Annotated in this window: 25 protein-coding genes and 3 pseudogenes; 24 read left to right on the top strand and 4 right to left on the bottom strand. The window is 47.0% G+C overall.

Translation table 11 applies throughout. The annotated features are described in order from the left end of the window. The first annotated feature begins 80 nt into the window (after positions 1–80). From A7983_RS20035 to A7983_RS20010, 6 genes are all read left to right on the top strand, one after another. Complete coding sequence (locus A7983_RS20035; RefSeq protein WP_005972210.1) at positions 81–734, top strand: HAD hydrolase-like protein; 654 nt, start codon at positions 81–83, stop codon at positions 732–734. Between the two features lie 408 nt (positions 735–1,142). Continuing rightward, entirely contained in the window at positions 1,143–2,165 is a 1,023-nt protein-coding gene (locus A7983_RS20030; protein ID WP_005972208.1) for a methionine ABC transporter ATP-binding protein, read from the top strand. After that, on the top strand, positions 2,158–2,817 hold the full coding sequence (locus A7983_RS20025; RefSeq protein ID WP_005972206.1) for a methionine ABC transporter permease: 660 nt from the start codon (positions 2,158–2,160) through the stop codon (positions 2,815–2,817). Before A7983_RS20030 ends, A7983_RS20025 begins: the two co-directional genes overlap by 8 nt. Before the next feature lie 32 nt (positions 2,818–2,849). Continuing rightward, positions 2,850–3,962, top strand: a complete 1,113-nt coding sequence (menC, locus tag A7983_RS20020; RefSeq protein WP_005972204.1) for an o-succinylbenzoate synthase — start codon at positions 2,850–2,852, stop codon at positions 3,960–3,962. A 287-nt stretch (positions 3,963–4,249) separates the two neighbouring features. Next, on the top strand, positions 4,250–5,059 hold the full coding sequence (locus A7983_RS20015) for a MetQ/NlpA family ABC transporter substrate-binding protein (RefSeq protein ID WP_005972201.1): 810 nt from the start codon (positions 4,250–4,252) through the stop codon (positions 5,057–5,059). 193 nt (positions 5,060–5,252) lie between these two features. Continuing rightward, the gene (locus A7983_RS20010) at positions 5,253–5,543 is read left to right on the top strand and encodes a Bor family protein (RefSeq protein ID WP_005972198.1); all 291 of its coding nucleotides are present in this window, start codon (positions 5,253–5,255) and stop codon (positions 5,541–5,543) included. A 166-nt stretch (positions 5,544–5,709) separates the two neighbouring features. Here the strand turns inward: A7983_RS20010 and A7983_RS20005 are convergent, their stop codons facing one another. Beyond that, positions 5,710–7,116 (bottom strand): M20 family metallopeptidase, encoded by a 1,407-nt coding sequence (locus A7983_RS20005; protein ID WP_005972196.1) that lies wholly within the window; start codon positions 7,114–7,116, stop codon positions 5,710–5,712. 141 nt (positions 7,117–7,257) lie between these two features. Between A7983_RS20005 and A7983_RS20000 the strand changes: the two genes are divergently transcribed. Next, positions 7,258–8,190 carry a LysR family transcriptional regulator gene (locus tag A7983_RS20000; RefSeq protein ID WP_005972193.1) on the top strand — a complete coding sequence of 311 codons (933 nt, stop codon included), beginning with the start codon at positions 7,258–7,260 and terminating at the stop codon, positions 8,188–8,190. A gap of 101 nt (positions 8,191–8,291) precedes the next feature. Here A7983_RS20000 and A7983_RS19995 read toward each other — a convergent pair whose 3' ends face one another. After that, the gene (locus A7983_RS19995; RefSeq protein ID WP_005972189.1) at positions 8,292–9,872 is read right to left on the bottom strand and encodes an EAL domain-containing protein; all 1,581 of its coding nucleotides are present in this window, start codon (positions 9,870–9,872) and stop codon (positions 8,292–8,294) included. Positions 9,873–10,368: 496 nt separating this feature from the next. Here A7983_RS19995 and A7983_RS24600 point away from each other — a divergent pair, with 496 nt between their 5' ends. Beyond that, positions 10,369–10,761 (top strand): hypothetical protein, encoded by a 393-nt coding sequence (locus A7983_RS24600; RefSeq protein WP_235778006.1) that lies wholly within the window; start codon positions 10,369–10,371, stop codon positions 10,759–10,761. 135 nt (positions 10,762–10,896) lie between these two features. Here A7983_RS24600 and A7983_RS19985 read toward each other — a convergent pair whose 3' ends face one another. Beyond that, positions 10,897–11,577, bottom strand: coding sequence for a GntR family transcriptional regulator (locus A7983_RS19985; RefSeq protein ID WP_039478546.1), 681 nt, complete (start codon positions 11,575–11,577; stop codon positions 10,897–10,899). 363 nt (positions 11,578–11,940) lie between these two features. On the opposite strand from A7983_RS19985, the gene A7983_RS19980 reads away from it, so the two are divergent. The 8 genes and pseudogenes from A7983_RS19980 to A7983_RS19950 form a co-directional block, all read left to right on the top strand. After that, complete coding sequence (locus A7983_RS19980) at positions 11,941–14,346, top strand: hemagglutinin repeat-containing protein (protein WP_235778007.1); 2,406 nt, start codon at positions 11,941–11,943, stop codon at positions 14,344–14,346. A gap of 4 nt (positions 14,347–14,350) precedes the next feature. Continuing rightward, positions 14,351–14,773, top strand: coding sequence for a hypothetical protein (locus A7983_RS19975; RefSeq protein WP_083253189.1), 423 nt, complete (start codon positions 14,351–14,353; stop codon positions 14,771–14,773). A 183-nt stretch (positions 14,774–14,956) separates the two neighbouring features. After that, entirely contained in the window at positions 14,957–15,625 is a 669-nt protein-coding gene (locus A7983_RS24715; protein ID WP_005972589.1) for a DUF6862 domain-containing protein, read from the top strand. A gap of 38 nt (positions 15,626–15,663) precedes the next feature. After that, a complete protein-coding gene (locus A7983_RS24585; RefSeq protein ID WP_071531138.1) occupies positions 15,664–15,846 on the top strand; it encodes a toxin glutamine deamidase domain-containing protein in 183 nt (60 codons plus the stop codon). Continuing rightward, positions 15,843–16,121, top strand: coding sequence for a YrhB domain-containing protein (locus A7983_RS19965; protein WP_005972591.1), 279 nt, complete (start codon positions 15,843–15,845; stop codon positions 16,119–16,121). Before A7983_RS24585 ends, A7983_RS19965 begins: the two co-directional genes overlap by 4 nt. A gap of 125 nt (positions 16,122–16,246) precedes the next feature. Then, a complete protein-coding gene (locus A7983_RS24580) occupies positions 16,247–18,100 on the top strand; it encodes a VENN motif pre-toxin domain-containing protein (RefSeq protein WP_039478549.1) in 1,854 nt (617 codons plus the stop codon). Between the two features lie 4 nt (positions 18,101–18,104). Continuing rightward, a complete protein-coding gene (locus A7983_RS19955) occupies positions 18,105–18,506 on the top strand; it encodes a DUF6911 family protein (protein ID WP_005974366.1) in 402 nt (133 codons plus the stop codon). A gap of 84 nt (positions 18,507–18,590) precedes the next feature. After that, positions 18,591–18,707: pseudogene (locus tag A7983_RS19950) on the top strand (transposase); the annotation flags it as partial. A gap of 222 nt (positions 18,708–18,929) precedes the next feature. Here A7983_RS19950 and A7983_RS19945 read toward each other — a convergent pair. After that, a pseudogene (locus A7983_RS19945) lies at positions 18,930–19,952 on the bottom strand (IS110 family RNA-guided transposase). Positions 19,953–20,018: 66 nt separating this feature from the next. Here A7983_RS19945 and A7983_RS24040 point away from each other — a divergent pair. From A7983_RS24040 to A7983_RS19900, 8 genes and pseudogenes are all read left to right on the top strand, one after another. Then, a pseudogene (locus A7983_RS24040) lies at positions 20,019–21,011 on the top strand (IS3 family transposase); the annotation flags it as partial. Between the two features lie 242 nt (positions 21,012–21,253). After that, complete coding sequence (locus tag A7983_RS24035) at positions 21,254–21,427, top strand: hypothetical protein (protein ID WP_005974191.1); 174 nt, start codon at positions 21,254–21,256, stop codon at positions 21,425–21,427. Between the two features lie 101 nt (positions 21,428–21,528). Continuing rightward, the gene (locus tag A7983_RS19925; protein ID WP_005974194.1) at positions 21,529–21,918 is read left to right on the top strand and encodes a contact-dependent growth inhibition system immunity protein; all 390 of its coding nucleotides are present in this window, start codon (positions 21,529–21,531) and stop codon (positions 21,916–21,918) included. A gap of 263 nt (positions 21,919–22,181) precedes the next feature. Further along, positions 22,182–22,544, top strand: a complete 363-nt coding sequence (locus A7983_RS19920) for a hypothetical protein (protein WP_005974196.1) — start codon at positions 22,182–22,184, stop codon at positions 22,542–22,544. 201 nt (positions 22,545–22,745) lie between these two features. After that, entirely contained in the window at positions 22,746–23,003 is a 258-nt protein-coding gene (locus A7983_RS19915; protein ID WP_152413559.1) for a hypothetical protein, read from the top strand. Between the two features lie 260 nt (positions 23,004–23,263). Next, positions 23,264–23,554, top strand: a complete 291-nt coding sequence (locus tag A7983_RS19910) for a barstar family protein (protein WP_005974201.1) — start codon at positions 23,264–23,266, stop codon at positions 23,552–23,554. Positions 23,555–23,789: 235 nt separating this feature from the next. Then, the gene (locus A7983_RS19905) at positions 23,790–24,185 is read left to right on the top strand and encodes a DUF6911 family protein (protein WP_005974204.1); all 396 of its coding nucleotides are present in this window, start codon (positions 23,790–23,792) and stop codon (positions 24,183–24,185) included. 142 nt (positions 24,186–24,327) lie between these two features. Next, positions 24,328–24,717, top strand: a complete 390-nt coding sequence (locus tag A7983_RS19900) for a DUF6896 domain-containing protein (protein WP_005974206.1) — start codon at positions 24,328–24,330, stop codon at positions 24,715–24,717. The last annotated feature ends 48 nt before the right edge of the window (positions 24,718–24,765 follow it).

The following is a 24,765-nucleotide window of genomic DNA, read 5'->3' as shown; positions in this document are numbered from 1 at the left end:
AGAACCCATCATGACGTATTCTTGGATAAGCCTAAAAGGGAATGTGAAGTCAGAAAATCAGACAAAGGGGCAGTGCTGTAATGAATATAATTTTTGATTTAGATGGAACCATTATTGATTCTGTTCCGGGAATTAAAGAGAGCCTGATTTATGCCATTCGAAAACAAGGGCATATGATTGATGACGACATTGACATTTCATCGCTCATTGGGCCACCTATGCACAGTATTGTCAGAACATTGCTGGAGCCTTATGGTGACAACAGGGTAGAAGAAACAATAAACATCTATCGTGCGCATTATGGTCAATTCGGACTTTACAATAGCGTTATCTATGAAGGGATGCTGTCAGTGCTGAAAATCTTAAAACAGCGTGGCGATAAACTCTTTATTGCGACATCTAAAAGACAACTATTCGCTGGGAAAATACTCGATGATATGAAGATAAGCCCTTTCTTCTCAGACATCATTGGGACGCCTTCTGATGGAAGAATGGATGATAAGACCGAACTATTATCTTATTTAATGACTAAGAATGAGTTGGAACCGCGTTGTTCAATCATGGTGGGAGACAGAAAGGACGACATTATCGCAGCACGGAACAACCATTTATTATCTGTCGGTGTGCTGTGGGGCTATGGAACGGCCAATGAGCTAGTAACCCATCAGGCTGATACCCTGTGTACTCAGCCAACTGAGTTGTGTCATGTGATCGACAAGGTAACGTCATCATGAGAGTGGCTATCACGCAAGTACTATATAGAAGCAAAAAGGCATAAAAAGTTTCTAAAAAACAGAAAGGTGATTTGCTTTTTTTATCATTGACGCAAAGCTCATTTCTCTCTAACTTAAATAGACAATGGTTTTTTCAATATTTCATTGATTTATAAGAAATTAATATAATTATAACAAAAATGGCAGCCATAAATAGCCCGGTTATTCCTCAATGTAAAAAGGCGATGAAGAGCCTATCTCTGTTCAAAATAACAAGTGAAACAACTCCGTGGGATAGACTTAACGCAGACTAATGCGAAATGATTTTACCCACGAACAAAGGTTTCCCTACATCAAACAGGCATACGGTTGCGTATGCTGACGTTACATCTCTTAAAATAGTCAGTAACAGCAGGAGTGAGTCAGGTAATGATCCGGTTAGAAAACGTGAGCGTTGATTTCCCCGCCGGTAAAACTGCACAGTCCAGGGCGGTAAACAACGTCAACCTGACCATTCAACAGGGTGAAGTTTTTGGGATTGTCGGCACCAGTGGCGCAGGAAAAAGTACGCTGCTGCGGACGATCAATTTGTTGCAGCGCCCAACCGAAGGGCGGGTGTTTCTGGGCGATACGCTGATCAGTAATGCTTCTGGTCGCGAACTGCGCCAACATCGACAACGTATTGGGATGATCTTTCAGCATTTTAATCTGATGCATACCCGCAATGTCTATGACAACGTAGCGTTCAGCCTGCGTGCCGCCGGTAAAAGCAAAGCGGAAATTGCCGAGCGCGTGCCGGAAATTCTGACGCTGGTTGGATTGCAGGATAAAGGGGCTTCTTATCCGGCACAACTGAGCGGTGGGCAGAAGCAGCGTGTTGGCATTGCCCGCGCCATTGCCAACCACCCTGAAGTGTTGCTGTGTGATGAACCCACCTCGGCGCTGGATTTGGAAACGTCGGCGTCTATTCTGGCGTTATTGAAAAGTATTAACGTTCGGTTAGGTATTACGATCGTGCTGATTTCCCACGAAATGAGCGTGATTAAAAGCATTTGTCAGCGCATGGCGGTAATGACGGGCGGAAATATTGTGGAAGAGGGTGAGGTGTTTACCATCTTCTCTGCACCTCAACACGCCTACACCAAACAGTTGGTTAGCCATACCACGCCGGTCGAGTTACCTGAACGCTTTAAGCAGAATAATAAAGGTGTCCTGCTGAAAATACTCTTCGCTGATGATTCGGTAGAACAACCGATATTATCCGATGTTGCACAGCAGTTTCAGGTCTCAGTAAATATTCTCCACGGCAATATTGAATACATTAACGATCGCGCACTGGGGCATATTATCGCCCAGATTTCATACCGTGACGATCCAGCAGCGGAAAATCTTGCCGCGGCTATTGCGTATATTCGACAGAATACCTTTGGGGTGGAGGTCATCAATGACTGAGTTAATCGGTGAATTAATTTTCGCCTTCGGTGAAACCTTCACGATGGTGTGTATTTCAACGCTTTGTGCGGTGGTATTCGGTCTGCCGCTAGGTATCGCGATTTATGTGACCGATCGTCATTTATTTTGGCAGAACCGTTTTATCTATCTGATATCGACCATTCTGGTGAATATTATCCGCTCGATCCCCTTTGTGATCCTGCTGGTGCTGTTGCTGCCATTAACACAACTGCTGTTGGGGAACACGATAGGGCCTGTAGCGGCGTCGGTCCCGATGTCGGTAGCGGCGATTGCGTTTTATGCCCGTCTGGTGGATTCCGCGCTGCGTGAAGTTGATCCGGGTATTGTGGAAGCGGCAGAAGCCTTTGGTGCCAGCCCGACGCGTATCATCGCTACCGTGCTGTTACCGGAAGCCTTGGCGGGCTTATTACGCGGCCTGACGATCACGTTGGTCAGCCTGATTGGTTACTCGGCGATGGCCGGGATTGTTGGCGGCGGCGGTGTCGGCGATCTGGCGATCCGCTTCGGCTACTACCGTTATGAAACCGAAGTCATGGTTGTGACAGTGATTGCGTTAGTCGTGTTGGTGCAGGTCGTACAAACGCTGGGCGATATGCTCTCACGACGGGCGAATAAGCGCGAACGCCGCTAAACTGCGACAGGTCAGGACAGCAGAGAGATGTCATGAAAATAGACAAGATTGTATTACGAAAAATGAAAATGGCGTTGAAAACGCCATTTACCACTAGCTTTGCGACGCAGACGGAAAAACACTTTTCCATCGCGGAAGTTCATGCCGGTGGGCAGATTGGTTACGGCGATTGTTCAGCCATTTCCCTGCCATTTTATAACGAAGAAACCAACGTCACCGCCTGGCATATTATGCGTGACTTCCTGATCCCGATGGTTAAGCAGGCTGGATATATTGAGCATCCTTCTCTGGTTCGCGATATTTTCGCGCCAGTAAAGCGTAATAACTGTGCCAAAGCGGCAATCGAAGGCGGTATCTGGGATGCTTACGCGAAGATAAAAGGCGTGCCGCTGCATCAATTACTGGGCGGCGTGCGGGATAAAGTTGAAGCGGGTGTCAGTATTGGTATTCAGGAAACGCCCGATAAATTAGTCAGCGTGGTCGATAATTTCCTGAACGAAGGCTACAAACGCATCAAAATAAAAATCAAGCCGGGAAAAGATTACGACTATATTGCGGCGCTGCGTCAGGCGTTTGGGAATATAACGTTGATGGTGGATGCCAATTCTGCCTACACGCTGGACGACATCGACTTCTTTAAGCGCATTGATAAATTCAACCTGTTGATGATCGAACAACCGCTGGCACACGACGATATTATCGACCACCGTAAACTTCAGGCGGCAATAAATACGCCTATCTGTCTGGATGAAAGCATTGCCTCGGTAGAAGATGCCCGTAAAGCGATAGAACTAGGCAGTGCCAAAATCATCAATATTAAAGTGGCGCGCGTGGGCGGTATTACTGAAACCAAGTTAATTCATGACTACTGTCAGGCGCACAATATTCCGGTGTGGTGCGGTGGCATGCTGGATACGGCGGTCGGCAAAGCGCACAACATTGCGGTGTCTACGCTGCCGAACTTTATCTATGCGCACGATATTCCACCTTCTTCCCGCTACTGGCATGAAGACTTCATGCTGCCGTTTGTCGAATTAGACAACGACAGTTGCGTCGCAGTACCAAATAAACCGGGGATCGGCTTCGATATTAACCCTGAACTGTACGACAAATACTGCTACGGACAGGAAACCTTTTTGTTTTAACTGATTATTGAGTAAGCCTTTTTTCGTAAGGCATGTGAGCAGTAAAACGTTATCCAACACCAGGGAATAACGTTATAAAAATAGAGAAAAATAATGAGCGATGTTGCATCGCGCGTAAAGGTATGGATTTAGGGAGAAACACGGTGATGAGGTTCCCGCAGGGATGCCTCGCACCGTGGTCGCTTCCGGTATCTCGATCTTAACCGTGGCTACAGACGCCCAACATAACGAGAATGCCGTTAGCAAAACGGCTACACTGACTAAATCGGACAGACAGGAACGCGACAATGCGATTGAAAAAACTTATTCCACTCATGCTGGTGTTAGGCATCTCTCAGGCTTATGCAGCAGATTCAGGCAAAGAAATCACCATCGGCGTATCGCCGGGGCCGTATGGCGATATGGTCACGAAAGCGATCAAGCCGGAAATGGTGAAAAAAGGCTACGATGTGAAAGTGCGCGAATTCAGCGACTATATTCAGCCGAATTTGGCGCTGTCGAATAACAGTATCGACGCCAATCTGTTCCAAAATCGCCGCTATCTGGACCGTTTCAGCGCGGATAAAGGGTTGAAACTGGCGGAAGTGATCACCGTGCCGACCGCCAGCATGGGATTTTACTCCAACAAAGTGCACTCGCTGAATGAGCTGAAAGCCGGCGATATCATTACGTTGCCGAATGATCCATCAAATCTGGCTCGTTCACTGGATTTCCTGCAAAAATACGGCCTAATCAAGATCAACCCAGAGATTACGCCGACTAAAGCTTCTGTGCGTGATATTACGGAAAACCCGAAAGGGCTGGTCTTTAAACCGCTGGAAGCGGCACAACTGCCGCGTGCACTGGGCGGCGTAACCGGTTCATTGATTAATGCGAACTTCGCGATGGCCGCAGGTCTGAACCTGTCTGATGCTATCCAACTGGATGTGCTGCCGGAAGATTTGAAAAATATGATTGTCGTGCGTGCGGAAGACACAGACAAACCGTTTGCTCAGGATCTGAAAGCTGCCGTTCAATCCCCAGAATTCGCCGCGTTCTTTGAAGATAAAAACTCCATGTTCCACGCGTTCCAAAAACCTGAGTGGATGAAGAAGTAGTTCTCCTTTCAAGCTGCCAGTGACCTATTACTTGTAGGTCACGGGCTTCCTCACTAAAACTTGTATCAACCAGTAAATTCTCTCTTAGCTAACATATTTGCTAACGCAAAGATAAAAATATTTCAAGTGTTGTGATTTTTTGTATAAATGCCATTCTTTGTAAGAGGTATTAACACAACACAACGAGGGTTTAATGAAAAAAATACTTTCTGTGGCCGTGTTGGCACTGGTGCTGACGGGATGTGCCCAACAAACGTTTACACTAAAGAATGACGCTGTTGCAACACCTAAACAGGTGACAACGCATCACTTCTTCGTCTCTGGGATTGGTCAGAAGAAAACCATTGATGCTGCGGCGGTATGTGGCGGTGCTGATAAGGTTGTTCGCACTGAAACCCAATTAACCTTTGTTAATGGGTTACTTGGGTTGGTGACGTTCGGGATTTATACTCCGAGAGAAGCGCGCGTTTATTGCTCAATCTAAACTAAAGACGGCTTTTAATAGTATATAAGGCTGTCTCACGATAAAGCCATCTCCTGTCGAGATGGCTTTATTTTTTCTTTCCCCGTTGGTTATTTGGAATTAACGTCCATGATTTAGCTTGTCCGGCAATGTCACACCACTATGCCGTTTGGGCAAGATAGGGCGGCTATTGTTGCCTGTGCCGTGCCAGCAATTGACTTCCTTGCTCACCCAGTTCCCAGAACAGACCGGTCATGATCGCAAGCCCTTCGCGAGCGACGGACTTCAACAGGTGTTCGTTAACCGCGTGCTGGCCGCATGCCGGGTAGGAGTGGGGGATCCACAGCGTCGGCAGGCCGAGGATGTCGGCGAAGACGTCGTTAGGCAGCGAACCACCCAGATTCGGCAACAGCGCAGGCTGTTTACCACTGATTTGCTGCATCAGTGCCAGCGTCCAGTTTACCAGCGGATCTTCAGGGTTAAACCGCGTCGCCGGAGAGGTGTTAAGGACTTCAACGTCTACGTGGGTAAAACCATGCTGGTCGAGGTGTTGACGCACATGCTGCGCCAGATGCTGCCAGTCGGTGCCGACCACAAAGCGCAGTTGGCAAATAGCGGTGGCATCAGCGGGAATCGCGTTTACCGGTTTATTTGGGTTACCGGTAATGAACGACAGCACTTCCAGCGTGTTCCAGGCAAATAACCGTTCGGCTGGCGTGAGTCCCTCCGCCCCCCAGTATTCATCAATTGCCGGATCGCCTTCGCCACCTGCGGGATCAATCGTGCTGAGAATGTCGCGCAGCGCTGGCGTCAGCGGCGGAGGAAGTAGGGCGTCGATCTTCATTCGACCTTGCCCATCGACCAGACTGGCCACAGCATTCGCTAATTGCGTACCCGGATTGCTCAGCAGCCCACCCCAGTTACCGGAATGGTAAGCCTGATCGCGCGCGTTGATGCGTAAACGGAAATTGGCGCAGCCGCGAGAGCCAAGGAACAGCGTCGGACGTTCTGCGTTAAGACGCGGCCCATCGGAAGCGATAAATATGTCGGCGGCCAGTTCCTGTTTGTGCTGTTGGCACAGGTTGGCAAGCCCCGGTGAACCCACTTCTTCGCCCATCTCGAACAGCAGTTTGCAGTTGAAGCCCAGACGCTGCCCGCGTGCCTGAAACACCTGTTCCAGCGCCATCAGGTTAATGCTGTGCTGGCCTTTATTATCGGCACAGCCGCGTCCGTACCAGCGATCGCCTTCTTCGACCAATTTCCAGGGCGTGAGCCCATCGCGCCAGTTTTCCTCATCGCCAAAAACCACGTCGCCGTGGCCGTAAGACAGTACCGTTGGCAGGCTGGGATCTTCGATGCGTTCGGCCAGCAGGAAAGGGGGATGACGCGCATCCGACGAGGCGATCGGTTTTATGCTGAACCCCATCGCTTGCAACGCGGGCTGGATCTCATCCGTCAGATAGCGGTTCAGCGCGGGCTGGTTGTCCGCTTTCTGGCTCTCACTGGCGTGGGCAATACGCCGGGCCAACGTCTGTTTAAATTCTCCGCGATCGAAACGTTCACAGGCGATACGAATCAGGTCTGCGCTGGTCATGCCTTTCCTTGCTGGGTAATGTGACAACGTTACCGATATTTAAAGAAAAAACGAGCTTTGCAACAATAATAAAAATTGCAATTAAGCTTTGCTTTTAATATAAACCTACCAATCCCCGCACTGTCTGAAAGGAATGCCGCCATGCACAGCTCTGAGATCCGCTATTTTCTGGTGGTTGCCACTACCGGTTCGCTCAGCGCCGCCAGCCAGCATCTGTTTGTTGCCGTTTCTGCTATCAGCCGCCAGATTCAGCGGTTGGAAGAACGCATCGGTGTGCCGCTGTTCGAGCGTCACGCGCGCGGAATGGTGTTAAACGATGCTGGGCGCATTCTGGAAAACCATGTGCGCAAGAGCATGATGGACATGGATGCCGCCGTGGCGGAGATCCAGGGGCTAAAGGCTAGCCGCCGGGCGCTGTTGCGGATTGGTTGCACAGAGGGAATGGCGTTTGATCTGCTGCCGACCTTGTTTGCGCGTTTCTGCCAGCATGACCCGGATACCACTTTTGCGCTGAAGGTGGACTCAGCGATGCAGGTGTCGCAGATGATCCGCAACGGTGAAGTGGATATCGCGCTCCAATTTGCGCTGGCACCCGAGCAGGGCGTGAATGTGGAACTGGCGCTACCTGCGCCGCTGATGCTGCTGATGTCGGACCAACATCCGCTGGCGCAGCAGACTATTCAACTGGCAGATCTGCATCCTTTTCCGCTGGCGCTGCCGGAATCGTCTACCACGCTGCGACAGTTGTTTGACCTCTCATGTCGCATGAACGGCACCTTTCTTGAGCCAACGCTGTGCTGCAACAACTTCACCACGCTCTATTACTATGCGATGAGCACACCGGGAGCGGTCACCGCCTGTAGCTTCTACTCCGTGATGTATAAGTGCTTACAGGAACCGATGCGTCTGAAACCGTTGAATATCAAGCAGCTCGACCAGCGTTCGCTTCAGGTCCAAACGCTGGCAGGCAAAGTCCATGTGCCGCAGCAGCAGGCTTTTCTGGATTTCATGATGGCGGAATTGCGGCAGGGGGAAGCGTATTATCTGAGCCAGGTGGCTACGGATAAGGTTTGATGTTTCTTTCACTCCATCTCGATAATCTGGCGCTTTTGCTCGTCTTCTGGCAGACCGTTTAAAAACTGACCCACCGCAGACGATGGGGGCCAGTTGCCAGATTACGTCGTTTCGATCGGTGGGCACTGATAGTGGCGGCTATCCGGCAGATCGTGTAATGCTACCGCTTTACCGAAATACCATCCCTGCATAATGGCGGAAGGGCACTGTTCCAGAATATAGGCGGCCTGTTCGCGTGTTTCGACACCTTCGATGATCACGCAGACATCCAGTTTTTTGATTAGGGTGAATAACAGGTCTGCCATTGCTGCATTAACCGAGTCCGTACCGATGGCACCGACAAAAATCTTATCGATCTTAATCATATCGAACGGCAGGTGGCTGAGATAATCGAGGTTGGAATAACCCGTACCAAAATCATCAAGCGCGATCTTATAGCCTGCGTGCTGTAATGCATGAAGACCGTTAGCCAGCGTTTGATAGGATGTGCTTGAACGCTCAGTCAGTTCTAACATGATACGCGTCCTGTCTATTCCCATTTCGTCACACATCTGCTGTAAGAAGTGGTGATAGTCAGGTGAGACAATATCGATTACCGACAGATTAATACTGAGAAGAAAAGGCGTTTCTCGCGTGAGATAAGGCTGCATATCATGTAACGCCTGACGCGTAATGATTCGAGTGAGCTCCGCTAAATGACCCATCTTTTCCGCAATATTAATAAAATACTCTGGTGATACGTTGTCACCGCGTTCGTTTTTCCAGCGAGCCAGTGCTTCTACGCCAATAATTGCCCGCTGCGGCAGGCTGATGAGCGGTTGATAATGAACCTGAAACCGTTGATTTTTGATCGCGCGTTTTAACTGTGATGGCAAAGCCTGGTGCCGATCGTAGTAGAGCTGGTAGGAGAACGTAGAGCCAGCGCCGATCAGCAACCCCAAAAACAGCAGGGAGGCGATAACATACCAGGGGCGATGCAGGATACCGGCGGAATCGAGTTGGGTCAGTACACAGATGTTCAGCGTTGGATCGCAGGAAAACGACTGGCGTTTTCCCATGGTCAACCACGAGTTATCTTCATATTGTTTTTCTCTGAACGCAGAGAGATCTACGTTGCCAAACATTTGATAAATATGGCCTAAATTACGGGTTGTCAGCGCTGAGTTGTATCCGGTTGGTGGTTGGGCAAAACGGCGAAATGCGGCTGCGGCAGTGACAGCGACCACATCGTTGAGGCTTGCCATATCTGCGGTGATACGTGGATCAATCACGTCTTTCATCGCGGTCCACAACTGTACGCCGTCGGCAGTTGTTAGGTTTGGCGGCAGCAGATAAATCGGCGGATTGAGGATCCCCCAGCCCGCAGAGCAAATAAGGTGGTTATTTTTGATACGCCCGATATCGCGCAGATAAACGGAGTAAAAGGAGAGCAGGCGCAGTTCTTTCAGATCGGCGCTGGAGCAGGGGGGGTTATTCAGCGCCAGTACCCGTTCAATGGTTCCCCGAGCTTCTTGGGCGACGGCGGTTCCCTGATTAAGCACGTCCTGGCCATAGCGCAGTAACTGCGTTTGCTCCAGTCTGGCTAAAACCCCTTGCCCAATAAATAGGGCCAGCAATGCGCTGCCAAACGAAATTAAAGCAAGTCTGAACCATAATCCGGCGTTGGTAGTTAAGGTGAGCATAGCGAGCATCCGGCAGCGTGACGGAAAGAGTACGGCATAGGTTCAGATACCGCATCCTTGCCAACGATATAGCGTTTATCAGCCATTATTTTGGGTATAAGTAGTATGGCGTGGTGCTCCTGCAAATCAGAAATAACAAGTGATCTTTAGGCAGACGTAATCACTCTCTTTATTATTCTAAAGGAAAACCCTCTACTGCTAACGGCAGGAAAGATTGATAAAACCAGGCTAGTTCTTCCCCTTGAACGGGATTTCCTAAAAAAATTGCCTTTTTGCGGGAACTCACCCAGCCCGATCTCTACTTCTATACCTTATCGCAGGAAGTGGAAGCGACGCTGGCGTGCTGTTTAAGCAGCTTCCATCTCATTGGGAATGGACTGTAGCGTCGCCCTCTGGCAATCTGGGCGCAAGTCCTGCTGCCCGAACCGTGACCTGACAGGGATGGGGCATACGGTGAGATAGATCTCAAAGAAGGGAAATATAGGCGTTAATAACTATGGATAAGACAATAAAAATAACGATAGTCAGAAATGGAATACGAGAGAATGCCGAATTTTCTCTTAGCCAAGACCCACCTTGTTCAATAAAATTTTTTATCGGTGGTGATTTTATATATACGGCTGAAAGTGATGATTTTTTCTCTTGCCTTTGTATTCTTAGGCGGAATTTCAGAAATATGACTTTCTTATGCAAAGGGGCGAAAAGGAATGTATATCCTTCCAGAATGGCGAGACAAATGGCTTATGGGATAAAGGGCTACGAATTTGAGATGGGTAGACCTGCGACTCGCGGCGATTTGGTCTCTATCTTTGATCATGAAGAAAATGATCTGGTGACACCGGAAGAGCAAGAGACACATTTCCAAGAATGGTTATCGTCTTTTTTATAAAAGGCACAAACTCGAACTTCCCCCGTCGCTGGACGAATCGAGCTTTACCGCGCAACTGCCCGCGTTTATCCGTCAGGCATAAGAAACTCGACTGCGAATTCGCGGACTATTGTCACGGCTTGTGGCCGTTTAACGCTATTGGCCGATAATATGTTGGTCCACCGCAATAAAGGCCAGCATCGTTTCGCTGCCGTCCAGAATATCGGATTGGATGGCCTGTCGGGCGGCGCTGGCATCGCGCTGCTGTAGCGCAGTAAGAACGTCCTCGTGATGTTCAATAGCCATCTGTACGGAAAAATGCGCATAGGCCTGGGCGATCAACGGCCCGGTACGCATCCATAAACTGCCAATAAACTGCGTCAACAACGGCATTCGTGCTGCCTGTGCCAGAAACAGATGAAATTCGCTATTCAACCGTAATGCTTCACGTAGGTTTTTCTCATCAATCGCCAGACGATTCTGGTGGATATTTTCGTCAATCTGCTTGAGCATTTTCGGCGTAATGTGTGCAGCCGCTAGTTCGGCACCTGTGCCTTCCAGCGCTAGCCGCAGTGTGCGGATCTCTTTAAACTGATCTTCAGTCAGTTGGGGAACGCGGATATCACGCGGCGTCTTGAGCACCAGTGCCTGCTCTTTCGCTAATTGCAGGATCGCATCTCTTACCGGCGTTACGCTGGTGCCAACCTGTGCGGCGAGTTCCCGTATTCTCAGGCGATCGTCCGGCTTGAACTGACCGGTAATCAACGCCTCGCGCAGCATGGTATAAACGCTGGAACCCAGATAGCTGTGATTGATCTGTCCGATTGGATAATTCACTGTTCCCCCAGAGAAAATACCGTGCAAATTTGATGAAACACGAACGTCTGAAACCGTAACAGACGTTGAGCGGCGACGTGACAATATACAATATGATGCATCAACGAGGCTATGGGGGCGGTGTGTCTCTGGCTGAAAATTGTCAAAAAAGGTCATGAAATACACAGAACTGTATGACAGGTGTAACCACTCTGAATTTATGGCTTAGGTAGATATTTTATCGCGTCTTAACGCAACGGTAAGTGCCTTGCAGGCGGTAGAACGCTTGTCGCAATCGGTAGAGGACAAAAGAGATCCGCGCCTGAGTGCGATCTATGCAGCACTCAGGCGCTCAACCTGGCGACACAAACTGTCGCGAACAATATGAATGCGTCGGCAATCAAGGTTACCGTGAGTGTAGGCGGTGGTTCCAGCCAGAGTAAACAGCAGCAAGATGCGGTGACGCGTGAAGGGAGTACCTTATCTGCTCATGACGATATTCGGATGAAAGCAGAGCAGGATCTCACGTTAGTGGGGGCGGATGTACGTGGCCGGAATATCGAACTGTCAGCCGGCAAATCGCTGACGCTGGCTTCGGCGCAAAGTGAATCCCAGCTTACCGGAACTAGCAGCAGTCAGCATGCTGGTGTGGGTGTCGGTTTTGGGCTTGGCGGGCAGCAAAATGGCTTTACGGTAGAGCTATCAGCCAGTGGACAGAAAGGGAAAGAAAACGGGAACAGCGAGACTCATCAACTCACGCAGGTGGCTGCCACCGAGTCGGTGAACCTCCGCAGTGGTTCTGATACCGTTCTGGACGGTGCCGTGGTTTCTGGCAAGCAGGTGGCGGCAGAGGTCGGGGGCGATTTACTCATCAGCAGCCCGCAGGATACGTCCCGCTATGATAGCAAGACGACCAGCGGAGGCTTGAATATCAGCATCTGCGTTCCGCCGATTTGCGCGGGTCAAACGGTGTCGGGAAATGCCAACCTGAGTCAGCAGATATTGAATAATCACTATGCATCGGTACAGGAACAAAGTGGCATTCGGGCCGGGGAGGATGGCTTTGCGATTCGGACCGGTGGTCACACTCAACTGGACGGCGCGATTATCTCCTCCGAGGCAGCCGCAGAGAAAAACCGACTCACCACAGGCACGCTGGGCTGGCAGGATATTATCAATGTTTCCCGTTACAACGGGACGGGATTTAACCTCGGCGTGTCAACGGACAGTATGCCGACGGCGGGACTGGGTTTGGTGAAGGGTGACCAGACGGGTGTAACGTATTCTGCGGTGTCACCTGCCACGATTGAGATCCGCAATAGCGACGCACAACAGCAGGATATTGCGACACTCAGTCATGATACGTCTGGTGCCAATGGTAGCGTAAAAGACGGCTTTGATCGGAGCAAAATTGAGGACAAGCTGACCATTCAGCGGGAGGCTACGGCGCTGGGCGTACAGGCTTTGGATGCCTATAAGACCAGCAAAAAAGGTGAAGCGGAAGAGCTGGCCAGAGCACGGTTGATAGCGGAAGGTGTGCCCGCGGCTGACCTGGACGAGCGGGTGAAAACCAGCCATGAAGTCAAGCAAGTCGAAAAAGAGTATGGCGTTGGCAGTGCCTTCTGGATGGCGGGCTCGGCCTTAACGTCACTGGCATCTGGAGGGCTGGGCGGAAACCTTAACGGGGCACTAAGCGGTGCGGCGGCCCCTTATTTAGCGGCACTGGTAAAAGATGTCTCTGCGGGTAGTGAACCGGCACGTATCGCGTTGCATACGGCACTCGGAGCGGTTCTGGCTCATACTCAGGGCGGCAGCGCAGTTGGCGGCGCAGCCGGAGGACTGGTCTCTTCGGCGGGTGCAGACATGCTGACAAACCTGCTCTACCCGGACGTGAAAAAAGGAGAACTATCTGCTGAACAAAAACAGTTGATAGCCAATCTGGTCACGATAGCTGGCGCTGGCGCAGGAGGCATTGCCGGTGGTAACCTCGCGGGAGCAGGAAGCGGCGCGAACACGGCGAAGAATGAGGTTGAGAATAATTTCCTGAGTAAAGGAAGTCCGCAGGAATACGCCGAACGCTATAAGGGATGTGGTGGAGAGGCTAAATGTGAGCAGGACATCCGCAAGGAGATGGCGAAAGAGTCAGCGGAAAATGTCCAGAAACTGAAGTCCTGCTGGGATGCAGGAGATAGCGCCTGTGTTGAAGCTATCGGCAAGGAAATAGAGCTCAGCGAGAAGGCTTATACTGAATTACGTCAGCAGGATAATATGGCGGGCCGTGCTTACGAGTCTTCAGCGCAACATTACGCAGATATCATTGCGAACTGTGCTGACTGTGGCTGGCTGGAAGCTGCGCTGGCTAAGACTTTTGCGGGTGGGCTGACGGATATAGCGTATGGGGCGCTGGGTGTGGGGAGTTTGCCAAAACCGGGGCAAGCAGTGCATCCCGAAAATATTCCTGTTCTTAAGGAGATAAGCAAAGATATTGAATCTATTGGTAAACGTACAGAACTGGAATTTGCAAATAGAGAAACCAGAAGGAGTGCAGGGCAGGTGGTTATTAAAAACATGAGCCAAGCAGAAGCTATAGATAATTTGGTTTCAAATGGATATGTGAAAACTATTTCAAAAGATGGTTCTGTAACTGTTATGACAAAAGCAGATAAAGTATATAGGTTTTATCCAAAATCAACTGGTGGAGGTATACCCGGAGCTGATTCGGGCATCCCGTCTGCATCTGTTACAATAAACGGTAAAATTGTCACTAAGCTACGTTTTCCTGGAGGTTAATATTATGAATGCGGAACATGACACTCCAAAAGTTGAACTGCTAGATATTGCTCGTCAAGGAGTTAATCTCCCACAGCAGGTTTTTACTAAGACGTTTCATAAGTATTGGTTTTTCGATAATGATATATGTACATCTGATGATCTGATATATGCAGTATATTCAATAATTAGAGAGTGCTTTGATACTCATTCGAAAGCAGCAGTGTTCTCTTATTTTGAATCTGATTATATTGGTAATCTTAAAATGTCAGATGATTGGGTTTTGAAAATTAATAAATACAGTGCGAAAATGAATGAGTCTGGAGATTATGGCGGTTTGATTATTGTTGATTATGATAAGCAGTGGGCTTTGTTTCAGAAGAATCCAGTGGAGAGAGGTGTTTTGGGCGTTGATGAAGGGGGGGGCTGGCAGCGATTAATGAGCTAATATATGATAATTTCATCGATTGCAATGTTATCAATGGATGGTTAGGTGAAAAAACGCAACGAGATAAAGAGTTGGTTAGTTATATAGGACGAGCCTATTTAACTCAGCTAATGGAAAATTATAGTTGAGAATAACTCGCTGAACTCTCAGGATGAGAAAAAACGTCAGGATGCGAAATGGTCATTGCCGTATATTAAGGATGAAAAACAGAAACAACAGGCTGACAAATTCATTAGTGAGCTGAACGAAAAGGACGAATTGTTTAATGCTGCGATTGATGCGGCATGTAAGAATCTTTCATCAGCAGCCTGTCAAGGTATGCGGCAGGAACTGTCTGCGATGGCGAAAAGCTACGACGAGCAGATGGACGGTCAGTATATCGGTACCATGCGCAGTGTTTACGGAGATGGCGCAAAGCAAGTTGACGGGTTGATGTGGCAATATGCTACGGCGGATATGAAGGCACAAAGAGAAGCTGACATAGTGCTCCTGATGGACAAAGGAGTAAGTCGAAAAGTCGCAGAAGGGCTGTCTTTTGGGATGAGAATGGTACATGGTCTGGCAGCAATTGGTGGTGCCATGTATGGGATGAAAGGGGCAGGAGTTGCGGGAGAATCGGCTGGGACGATCCGAAATGTTAATCTTGGCTATCCCGTGTCTGGTCGTACACACAATTGCGTCAACTGTTCTATCGCTACGGATGCTACTTTGGCTGGTAATCCAGCATCTGCATTACCTATATATTCAACTAAAGGTGTTCCTTTGCCAGTATTGGAACAGCATTACGGTACGAAGTTTAAATACGTATCTTCTACGGAGAATATCATTCAGCAAATGACAAATGACAAATGACAAATGACAAATGACAAATGACAAATGACAAATGACAAATGACAAATGCAGGTTCAGGATCAAGGGGTATCGTTTATGGCTCTTATGGTGTCGGTCAACCGGGACATGTATTTAATGTTGTTAATCAGAATGGCGTAGTTCGATTCCTCGATGGGCAATCCGGCAAGGCTGCGGATCTGAGTCAGTTTAAGTCATTCCAATTATTGAGGACGAATAAATGATCAGTTTTGATAACGCTTTAGAAAAAGCTAATAAATACTTGGAGGGTGATGAGCTTCCCGTAGTAATAACGTTGATAGGCCGTTTTACTGAAGGATGGTTTTTTTGCTTTCAATCAAGAGAGTATCTTGAAACTGGAGATTCGTCTGCACTGTTGGCGGGTAATGCTCCATTCATAATTGATAAAGATAGTGGTGAAATACACTCATTAGGAACTGCGTATCCTATTGAAAAATATTTGCAGGATTATGAAGAAAAGAAAAATAACCCGAGTTAACAAGCTCCCGGCCCTTAAAACAGGCTGGGATTTTTTTATCCGTCACTCCGCCACAATGCGTATCACCAGTTGTCCCTGTTCGCAGAGAAAAACCGGCTCACGACAGGCACGCGGGGCTGGGTTTGGTGAAGGGTGACCAAGCGGGCGTGACGTATTCTGCGGTGTCTCCTGCCACCATTGAGATTAGCAATAGCGACGCACAACAGCAGGATATTGCGACACTCAGTCGTGATACGTCCGGTGCCAATGGCAGTGTAAAAGACGGCTTTGATCGGGGCAAGATTGAGGACAAGCTGGCCATCCAGCGGGAGGCAACGGCGCTGGGCGTACAGGCTTTGGATGCCTATAAGACCAGCAAAAAAGGCGAGGCGGAAGAGCTGGCCAGAGCACGGTTGATAGCGGAAGGTGTGCCCGCGGCTGACCTGGTCGAGCAGGTGAAAACCAGCCATGAAGTCAAGCAAGTCGAAAAAGAGTATGGCGTTGGTAGTGCCTTCTGGATGGCGGGCTCGGCATTAACGTCACTGGCATCTGGAGGGCTGGGCGGAAACCTTAACGGGGCACTAAGCGGTGCGGCGGCCCCTTATTTAGCGGCACTGGTAAAAGATGTCTCTGCGGGTAGTGAACCGGCCCGGATCGCGTTGCATACGGCACTCGGAGCGGTTCTGGCTCATACTCAGGGCGGCAGCGCAGTTGGCGGCGCAGCCGGAGGACTGGTCTCTTCTGTGGGTGCGGATATGCTAACAAACCTGCTCTACCCGGACGTGAAAAAAGGAGAACTATCTGCTGAACAAAAACAGTTGATAGCCAATCTGGTCACGATAGCCGGCGCTGGCGCAGGAGGCATTGCCGGTGGTAACCTTGCGGGAGCAGGAAGCGGCGCGAACACGGCGAAGAATGAGGTTGAGAATAACTTCCTTAGCTCACAAAAAGCGGAAGCACTGAATAAAGCAATAGAAGACCAGAAAGCCGGTAAGAACTTGGTAGAAGCCTCGCAGACTATCCTGAGGCTGACCAATGAAGACCATGCCAGCAATTTCTTGCTGGAAAAATACCAGAAAGGGCAACCACTGAGTAATGATGAAAAACGGGAACTGGCAGGCTTACTCAATCAGTACGGGTATGAGTTACAGACGATGTATGGTTACAGCCCTCAGAAGGCAGCGGAGGCGATACAGGGACTGATTGCCGGTAAGATGTTTGTGGCGTCCACCAATAACGTTCAGGCTTATAACGAAGTATTGAGTTATCTAAAGGGAGCTGCTGCCCAATATGGTCAAGCAGCGGTGGGAACGGATGCTTTACTGGCTTTGCCGGGTGCGCCAGGAATCATCGCCCGTGGGGCATTGGCTGCTGGCGGTGCTTATCAGACGGGAACGGGAATTGGTCAGGTCATCGATGGTAAGTATGGCGAAGGCGCGCTTAATGTCGGGTTGGGAACGGCGGCGATCTTTGGTGGTGTGGCTGGAAATAGTGTTATCACGAAAACTGAAACAGGCATTGTTTCTCCAAATAAAGGTACTGGGTGGACAGAGAATTCTCAGCCACTTGATAAAAATGCACATTCTTCTATCCCGAAAGTTACGACTGAATTGACAGACCCTCAGACTGGGAAAGTCTTTACGGATACAAATCAGGGCAACAGACCTGATTTCTTCTTGGGTGATGCCAGCCGACCAACACTGATTAATGATGTTGTACAGGCAAAAGTAGTTAATCAACCAGATAAAAATTTCCCAAATGGAAATATGGCTACAGCACATGCAGAAGTTGGAGCAACCCAACAAGCCTATGAGCAAGGTATAACTAAGGGTCGTAGCATGGAAGTGAGTGTATCTGGCAAGCCAGTTTGCGGTTACTGTCTCAGCGATATAAAAAGCATGGACGAAAGATCTGGTCTGAAATCACTTACTATCTTTGAAAAGAAAAGTGGCGACACTTTGTATTGGGAGAAAGGGATGAAAAAATTCACTAGGAAATAAACTTATGAAAGATGAGTTCGAAGTCGATTTCTATCTCCACGCTAGAAACTCTTTTACGCGTGTTCGCAGTCCCAAGTGGAGTGATGTAGAAGAATTTCTGATGGAATTGAAGGGAGGTTCAGGTGGTGTAAGGCTCCGCATTTTACCTGAATCTGATATTGGACCAATGAATTTAGATGTGTCTACAGATGATGGTTTCTATCTCTTGACGTTACTAGAGTGTTCGGAATCTGATTTAACGGTCCGTTCCTATTGGGATAAATCGAAATCTGGTAAGGATAAAAAAATACAGATTTATGGGGATTATTGGCCGGAGAACCAGCTAACAAATGATTTCGATCTTGTCGTTGGGTCATTCAAGGAGTTCTTTGATACTGGCAATGTCTCAACAGATCTTCTGAATTAACACATTGTAAGTATCCCAGCAAATCGAACCATTCATTTTTAGAGATCTTCCGACATACTGTTTATGTCCCTCGAGGAGATCACCATGTGTAAAGCCCGATTCACTGAGCACCAGATCATCGCCGTTCTCAAGTCCGTCGAAGCCGGACGTACCGTCAAGGATGTCTGCCGCGAAGCCGGAATTTCCGAAGCCAGCTATTACATCTATGGACTACCTCCGTTTTGCAAGTACTGAATCTGGTTTTGGGTTGTTGCTTACATCTATCCGGCATCAGGAATACTAACCTGTGCCCAAATGGGTAATCCGCACACAATCGCCTCAACAACTGGACGGCCTCTGAGGCCAATATAATAGTCAGGTTCCGATTGTGCAGGTGCAACCTGTCACCATTTTTCAGTACACTGCAACTCTTCTGGCTGGGCACTAACTTCCAACTGACTGATACTCGGTATCATTTCTCAGCATCGACCAAATTATTCTCGCGTTCTTGTTAGCGACCGCCACGGTCGTTTTATTAAACCCGCGCCGTTCCTTCAACTGGTTAACCCACTGATGCAGACAGCCATCATTGTTATTCGTGGCAACTCTGATGACAGCGCGGGCACCATGAATAAAAAGCGTCCGCAAATGCTTGTCGCCTTTTTTCGTCATATTCATCAACACCTGCTTGTCGCCACTCGAGTGTTGTCGTGGAACCAGACCAAGCCATGCGGCAAGGTGACGACCATTTTTAAATTCGGTTCCTCTGCCAATCGCGGCAATAACAGCCGTGGCTGTTTTAGGACCAATGCCTTTAACTTTGGCAATGCGCTGACAGGCTTCTGATTGCCTGAACACAACATCAATTTCTTTATCAAAAAAGTTTATACGACGACCAAGATCGTTAAAGAGATCATAGAGTTCTGCAATTGTCCTCCGCATTCTGGCGCTGAGACCATTTTCAGCATCTTCAAGGATAAGCGGAACGGCACGACGAACTCTTGAAACTGCCGCGCCGATTGTTATTCCCCGGTCAAGCAGCAGTCCTCGGATTTGGCAGACTGTCGCAGTACGATGATTGACAATACGCTGTCCTGCTCGGTGCAGAGCCTGAATATCCGGCTGTTCAGGGCTTTTCGGTGGAACAAACTGCATCGTAGGTTGCATCAGAGCCACAGCTATCGCCTGCGCATCATTGCCGTCATTTTTTTGGCCACGGACAAAAGGTTTTACATACTGAGGGCTAATAACTTTTACTTTATGTCCCAGTTTTTCAAATTCACGTTGCCAGTAAAATGCCCCAGTGGATGCCTCGACACCAATCAGACATGCCGGAATATTCGCCACAGTCTGGAGTAATTCTTTTCGTCCAGTGCGTTTTGTATAAACCAGCTTACCGGCCTAGTTTAATCCGCAGAGCTGAAAGATATTTTTAGCCAGATCAATACCCAGAAATACGATATTCATGGTGATTCTCCTGCTGAACGTATTTCGTACAGTTAACCGCAGAGGGGGGAGGTAGTCCATCCCATTAACTGGAAAGCGAAGTTTGGTGGTATGGAAGCCTCTGATATCAAAAAGATGAAAGAGCTGGAGGACGAAAATCGTCGTCTCAAACAGATGTTTGCCGATCTGAGTCTCGAGTGTCGTGCGCTGAAAGATGTCATCGAAAAAAAGCTTTAAAACCAGCGATAAAGCGTGAGCTCGTCAGTTACCTGACCGCGCAGTTTGCGATGAGCATACGCCAGGCATGCAGGACATTATCGCTGAGCAGGACTGTGTATTTTTATCAGCCGGATACCCGTCGCGATGAACCGGTGATCCAGGCTCTGGCGGAGGTGGCTGAATGCTATCCCCGTTACGGCTTTAAGAAGCTGTTTCAGGTGCTGCGCAGGCAAGGCAATGTCTGGAATCATAAAAGAGTTCACCGGACTTACTGCCTGCTGAAACTGAATTTTCGCCGTAAGGGAAAACAACGTCTGCCAGTGCGCAATCCGGCTCCGCTGGCGACGCCGGAAGCACTTAACCAGAGCTGGTCGATAGATTTTATGCATGATGCGCTGGTCTGCGGCAGACGCTTTCGGACCTTCAATGTGGTGGATGACTAACCGCGAGGCTCTCGCAATAGAAATCGATCTGAATATCCCGGCGCAGAGGGTTGTTCGGGTACTGGACAGGATCGTGGCAAACCGTGGTTATCCGCTGAAACTGCGGATGGACAATGGCCCGGAACTAATCTCGCTGACTTTGGCGCAGTGGGCTGAAGAGCATGGCGTGATGCTGGAATTTATCAAACCGGGAAAACCAACGCAGAATGCCTTCATCGAACGTTTTAACCGAACGTACCGGACAGAGATACTGGATTTTTATCTGTTCAGAACCCTGAATGAAGCGAGGGAAATCACAGAGCGCTGGTTGACGGAATACAACAGCGAGCGACCTCATGAATCCCTGAATAACCTGATGCCGGAAGAGTACCGGCTAATGGCTGAAAACCTGGAAATCTCAAAAAGTGTGTGGAACTAAAAGCGGTCTACTTACATAACCAACTGACAAGAAAGGGAAAAAATAGGTTCATCGGCCGACTTTCCAACGGATAACGTTGTTGTGGAGAATAACGCTTTTGGTGCAGATGCCGGGACGACATTAGGGTTCTGGTTAGGTAAAAGCGACGAATGTGGAACTGCTTGTAAAGCAGAGATTGCGAAAGGGATCGCTGAAGGTAATCTCGTAGTCTCAGCCGGTGTGGCAGGTTTGCCGGTGGTGCAATGATAGTGGGAGCCACGCCGGAAATCGTGGCGGCAGCGAGGGTAGCGCTGGAAGATTGTAAAGCAGCATTTCACTTGAAATATGATAAACTTCCCGAGGAGGTAAAAGATATATTATATATTTTACCTGTAGAAACAATATTAAATGCTGTGGCTATAAATAACCTTGAATAGTGGTTTTATCTAACTCTGAAAATGACAGGTAATGATGATATCACTGAGAGGTATCTGAACTCGCTTCAGGAAGTTTAAATTAACAATAAGGAATACGAAACATGACAACATTTAGAGAGCTATTACTGATTAGTAATAGCAATTATGATCCAAATAAACGTTCATCTTTAGATGAATGGTTTAGTGGTATTTTGGATGCTCCTCTTGATGAGTTAGATGTTAGTGATGTTGCTCGAGCAATAAGGCAAGATCTATTTTTAGCCGATGTACTACCAAAAGCCGAAATTATTTTAAAGAAGAACCCTCTTGCTGGATATGATTATGATGGGCAATTAATATCGTCTATAGTTTCTTTAAATAGTGACAAGATAAAAGTTGCATTGCCCTGTTTTCGGAGGGTGAGTTCTTTATTAAGTCAGTTGGATAAAAATAACCTTGATGCTAAATTGGTTATGGATATAGAAAAAATAGAGAAACTATCCAGACCTTAAATAACGTAATTTCGGCCCCTGAAAAATATCGGGGTTTTTTGTCGGTCATGCAGTCACAATATGGATCAGGAGTTGACTGTGCTCAATGGTGACTATGGTCGAAGTATCCGTCCTAACCCCGCAACTTCCAGTCAGTATCCCTTAAGGTGCAGACTGAGACTTCGATTGACAAAAAACTTAACTATTAGTCGATAAAAGGGTTAGATAAAATTATTGTTATTGATCAGTCTGGAAAACCGATAAAAATCGAGTAAGGTGTGTAAATGTCAATTGATATAATATGTTACGCATCAATAAATATTGATGCGTTGAAAGAAAAATTAGATGTGGTGAGGGAATCTACTGGTCATCTCTTTGATGGTTCATACCTTATGTTTGAACCGCATGTAATTTTAAGCCGGCAACAGCTTGAACTGATTGATGACCGTGTCGAAAAGTATAACCAAGAATCTAAGTTATTAACTGCTGAGGCGTTTGGCCTAAAAGAACCAAAGTCCTATTTTTTAGTTGCGGTCAATGACAAATCCTTCCCCGAGTTGAATACTTCTGAAATAGCAGATGTATTCAGGCGAGAATTAGGGGAAGAGAATGTTGCCATACTTCTAAATGGCGAAGATCTAATCTAAAATTAGATGATAAATTCCGATTGTTAACAGGTCTGGATCTTTTTATAAGTTATTTTTTCACAACTCAGATCAACATTTGGCCCTGAAGGTTCAGGTGATGTTCTTTGAATTTAGTTTTACTGCGTGATAGAATTTCACACAAATAAGATTCCCCGTTGAGTGAGTTGAGTGAGTTGAGTAAACATAATGGTGGTAAGTAAAATGAATGACGTGGATAAATACTACACAATGAAACCATTTTTATACCCTAAGAAAGTCCCATTGACAGATGACGAATTCTCAACCGATGATTGGTGGATCGTAAGGAAAACAAATGATTATCGGTATATTTTTTCCTGTTTTTCAGGCGGCAATGGTACTGAAGAACAAAAAGTGGAAATTACAGAGAATGAGTATAATCAGTTAGTTAATTTTAATTTAACAGCAAATTATATTTGTATGAAATATAAAATTGGTTAATGGGGATGCCGTAATAAACGCTGTGTAGTGATTATGTATACTATTTAATCATAGTGGGAAAGGTAAATTTCCCACATGGTAATAGGTTGACGAAGATTTAAAAAATTAAAAAATAAATCAGGGATTGTAACTTTTAGTGAAACAACAAACCTTGACTACAAAACGTATTTTTATGGTGCCAGTTTCTGCGGGATGATAAAATTTTTCTCTTAGGTGATTATTGCGCTGAGTGACACCTCAATAGGTAAATGGAAATAAATGTGAAAGAGATTATTTTAGATGGGGAAATTTTAAATAGTGAGCCTGAATTCCATAAGGCTATGTCTGATTTATTAGATTTTTTTCCTTATTATGGGCGAAATTTAGATGCTCTTAGGGATCGATTAAGTAATGATGTAGAAAGACCAGTAAAAATAGTCTGGGTAAATTCTAATTATTCAAAGCGTTGTCTTGGTGAATGTTTTAATAAAATTGTTCAAATCTTCGAACAAACGAAACAACAAGACATTCAATTTCATTGGGATGAGAAGTTTGACTATATTTTAAAGTAAAAAATCCCAGTCCCTAAAAAGGCAAGGGTTTTTTATCTGCCTGTCAGAACCGCAGTTCAATCTTAATGACCGGGATACCGCGGTGAGTGGCGAGCGAATTTGTTCTTATTACAGCACTAATGTAGTAAAATGGTTGCTAAATAAGGGCTTAAATCACTAACGACATATGAAGAAAGAAGTGGTGATGTTCTGTACCGGGAAACCGGTATAAAAATTTTATCAGGGAGCCGAATTGATGAAAGCCGAACTTGAAGCCGAGTTTTATTTATCAGGTAAAAATTCTTTTACTAGAATACGTAGGCCTGAATGGTCTGATGTTAAGGAATTGTTGTTGAAATTAAGGGGGAAGCAGGGATCAATGAGGCTTGTTGTCTTACCTGAACCTAGTGTTGGCCCTGTAAATATAGATGTCTCAACAGGAAATGGTTTTTATTTAATCACTTTACTGGAATATTCGGAGAATGACTCCGATGTTCGCTCATACTGGGATATGTCAAAGGTAGATAACAAAATTACTGTTCTCGGTGAGATTTGGCCTGAACGTCAACTTATAAAAGACTTCGATCTTGTTGTCAGGATCTTTAAAGAATTCTTCGATACTGGCAATGTATCAACGGATCTTCTGAATTAATGTATGAATCTCCAGACCGGTGCTTTTTCCTGCCGTTAGGATTCTTTTACTTCAATTTCGTAAGGTTCTGATTTAGAATCGCGTTACAACCATAGTAACCGATTTTTATGCAAGATTTCTGAGACGAGGGGAGAGTATTAATATGATAACTAAAAATGAAATTTTATATTTCATCACTCTTCAAGATAAATTAATTAAAGCTTTCTTTATTGCTTATCCAGATATACGGGATTTTGAGTTGTTGTTAGACTTCCCTAAGAAAGGGCATGTTTTGGTTAATGGTGATGAATGGCGTTTTATTAAGCATGGAAGAGGTATAAAATTCTTAATAGAAGATCTCCAATCTGTAAGGGTAGTCGATGTTAATAGTGATATAAAAAACACTAAGTTAATTGATACGTGGCGCTTATCTCAATACTTTTCATTATGTAATGATTGCGAAGTAAAAACGTTGTTAGATGAAATGGTTATATCTGGGGTTTTACAAAAAGCATCAAAGAATAAATATGAATTACAGTCTCGGAAATATTAATTATCTCCCTATTAGAGAGGTGATTATTATTTTTTTAATTTGGCATTG

Origin of the sequence: Pectobacterium wasabiae CFBP 3304, from assembly GCF_001742185.1 — a bacterium.
In the GTDB taxonomy this organism is placed as follows: Bacteria; Pseudomonadota; Gammaproteobacteria; order Enterobacterales; family Enterobacteriaceae; genus Pectobacterium; species Pectobacterium wasabiae.
Note: the sequence above shows the minus strand (reverse complement) of the source record. Positions and strands in the feature narration are given on the sequence as shown.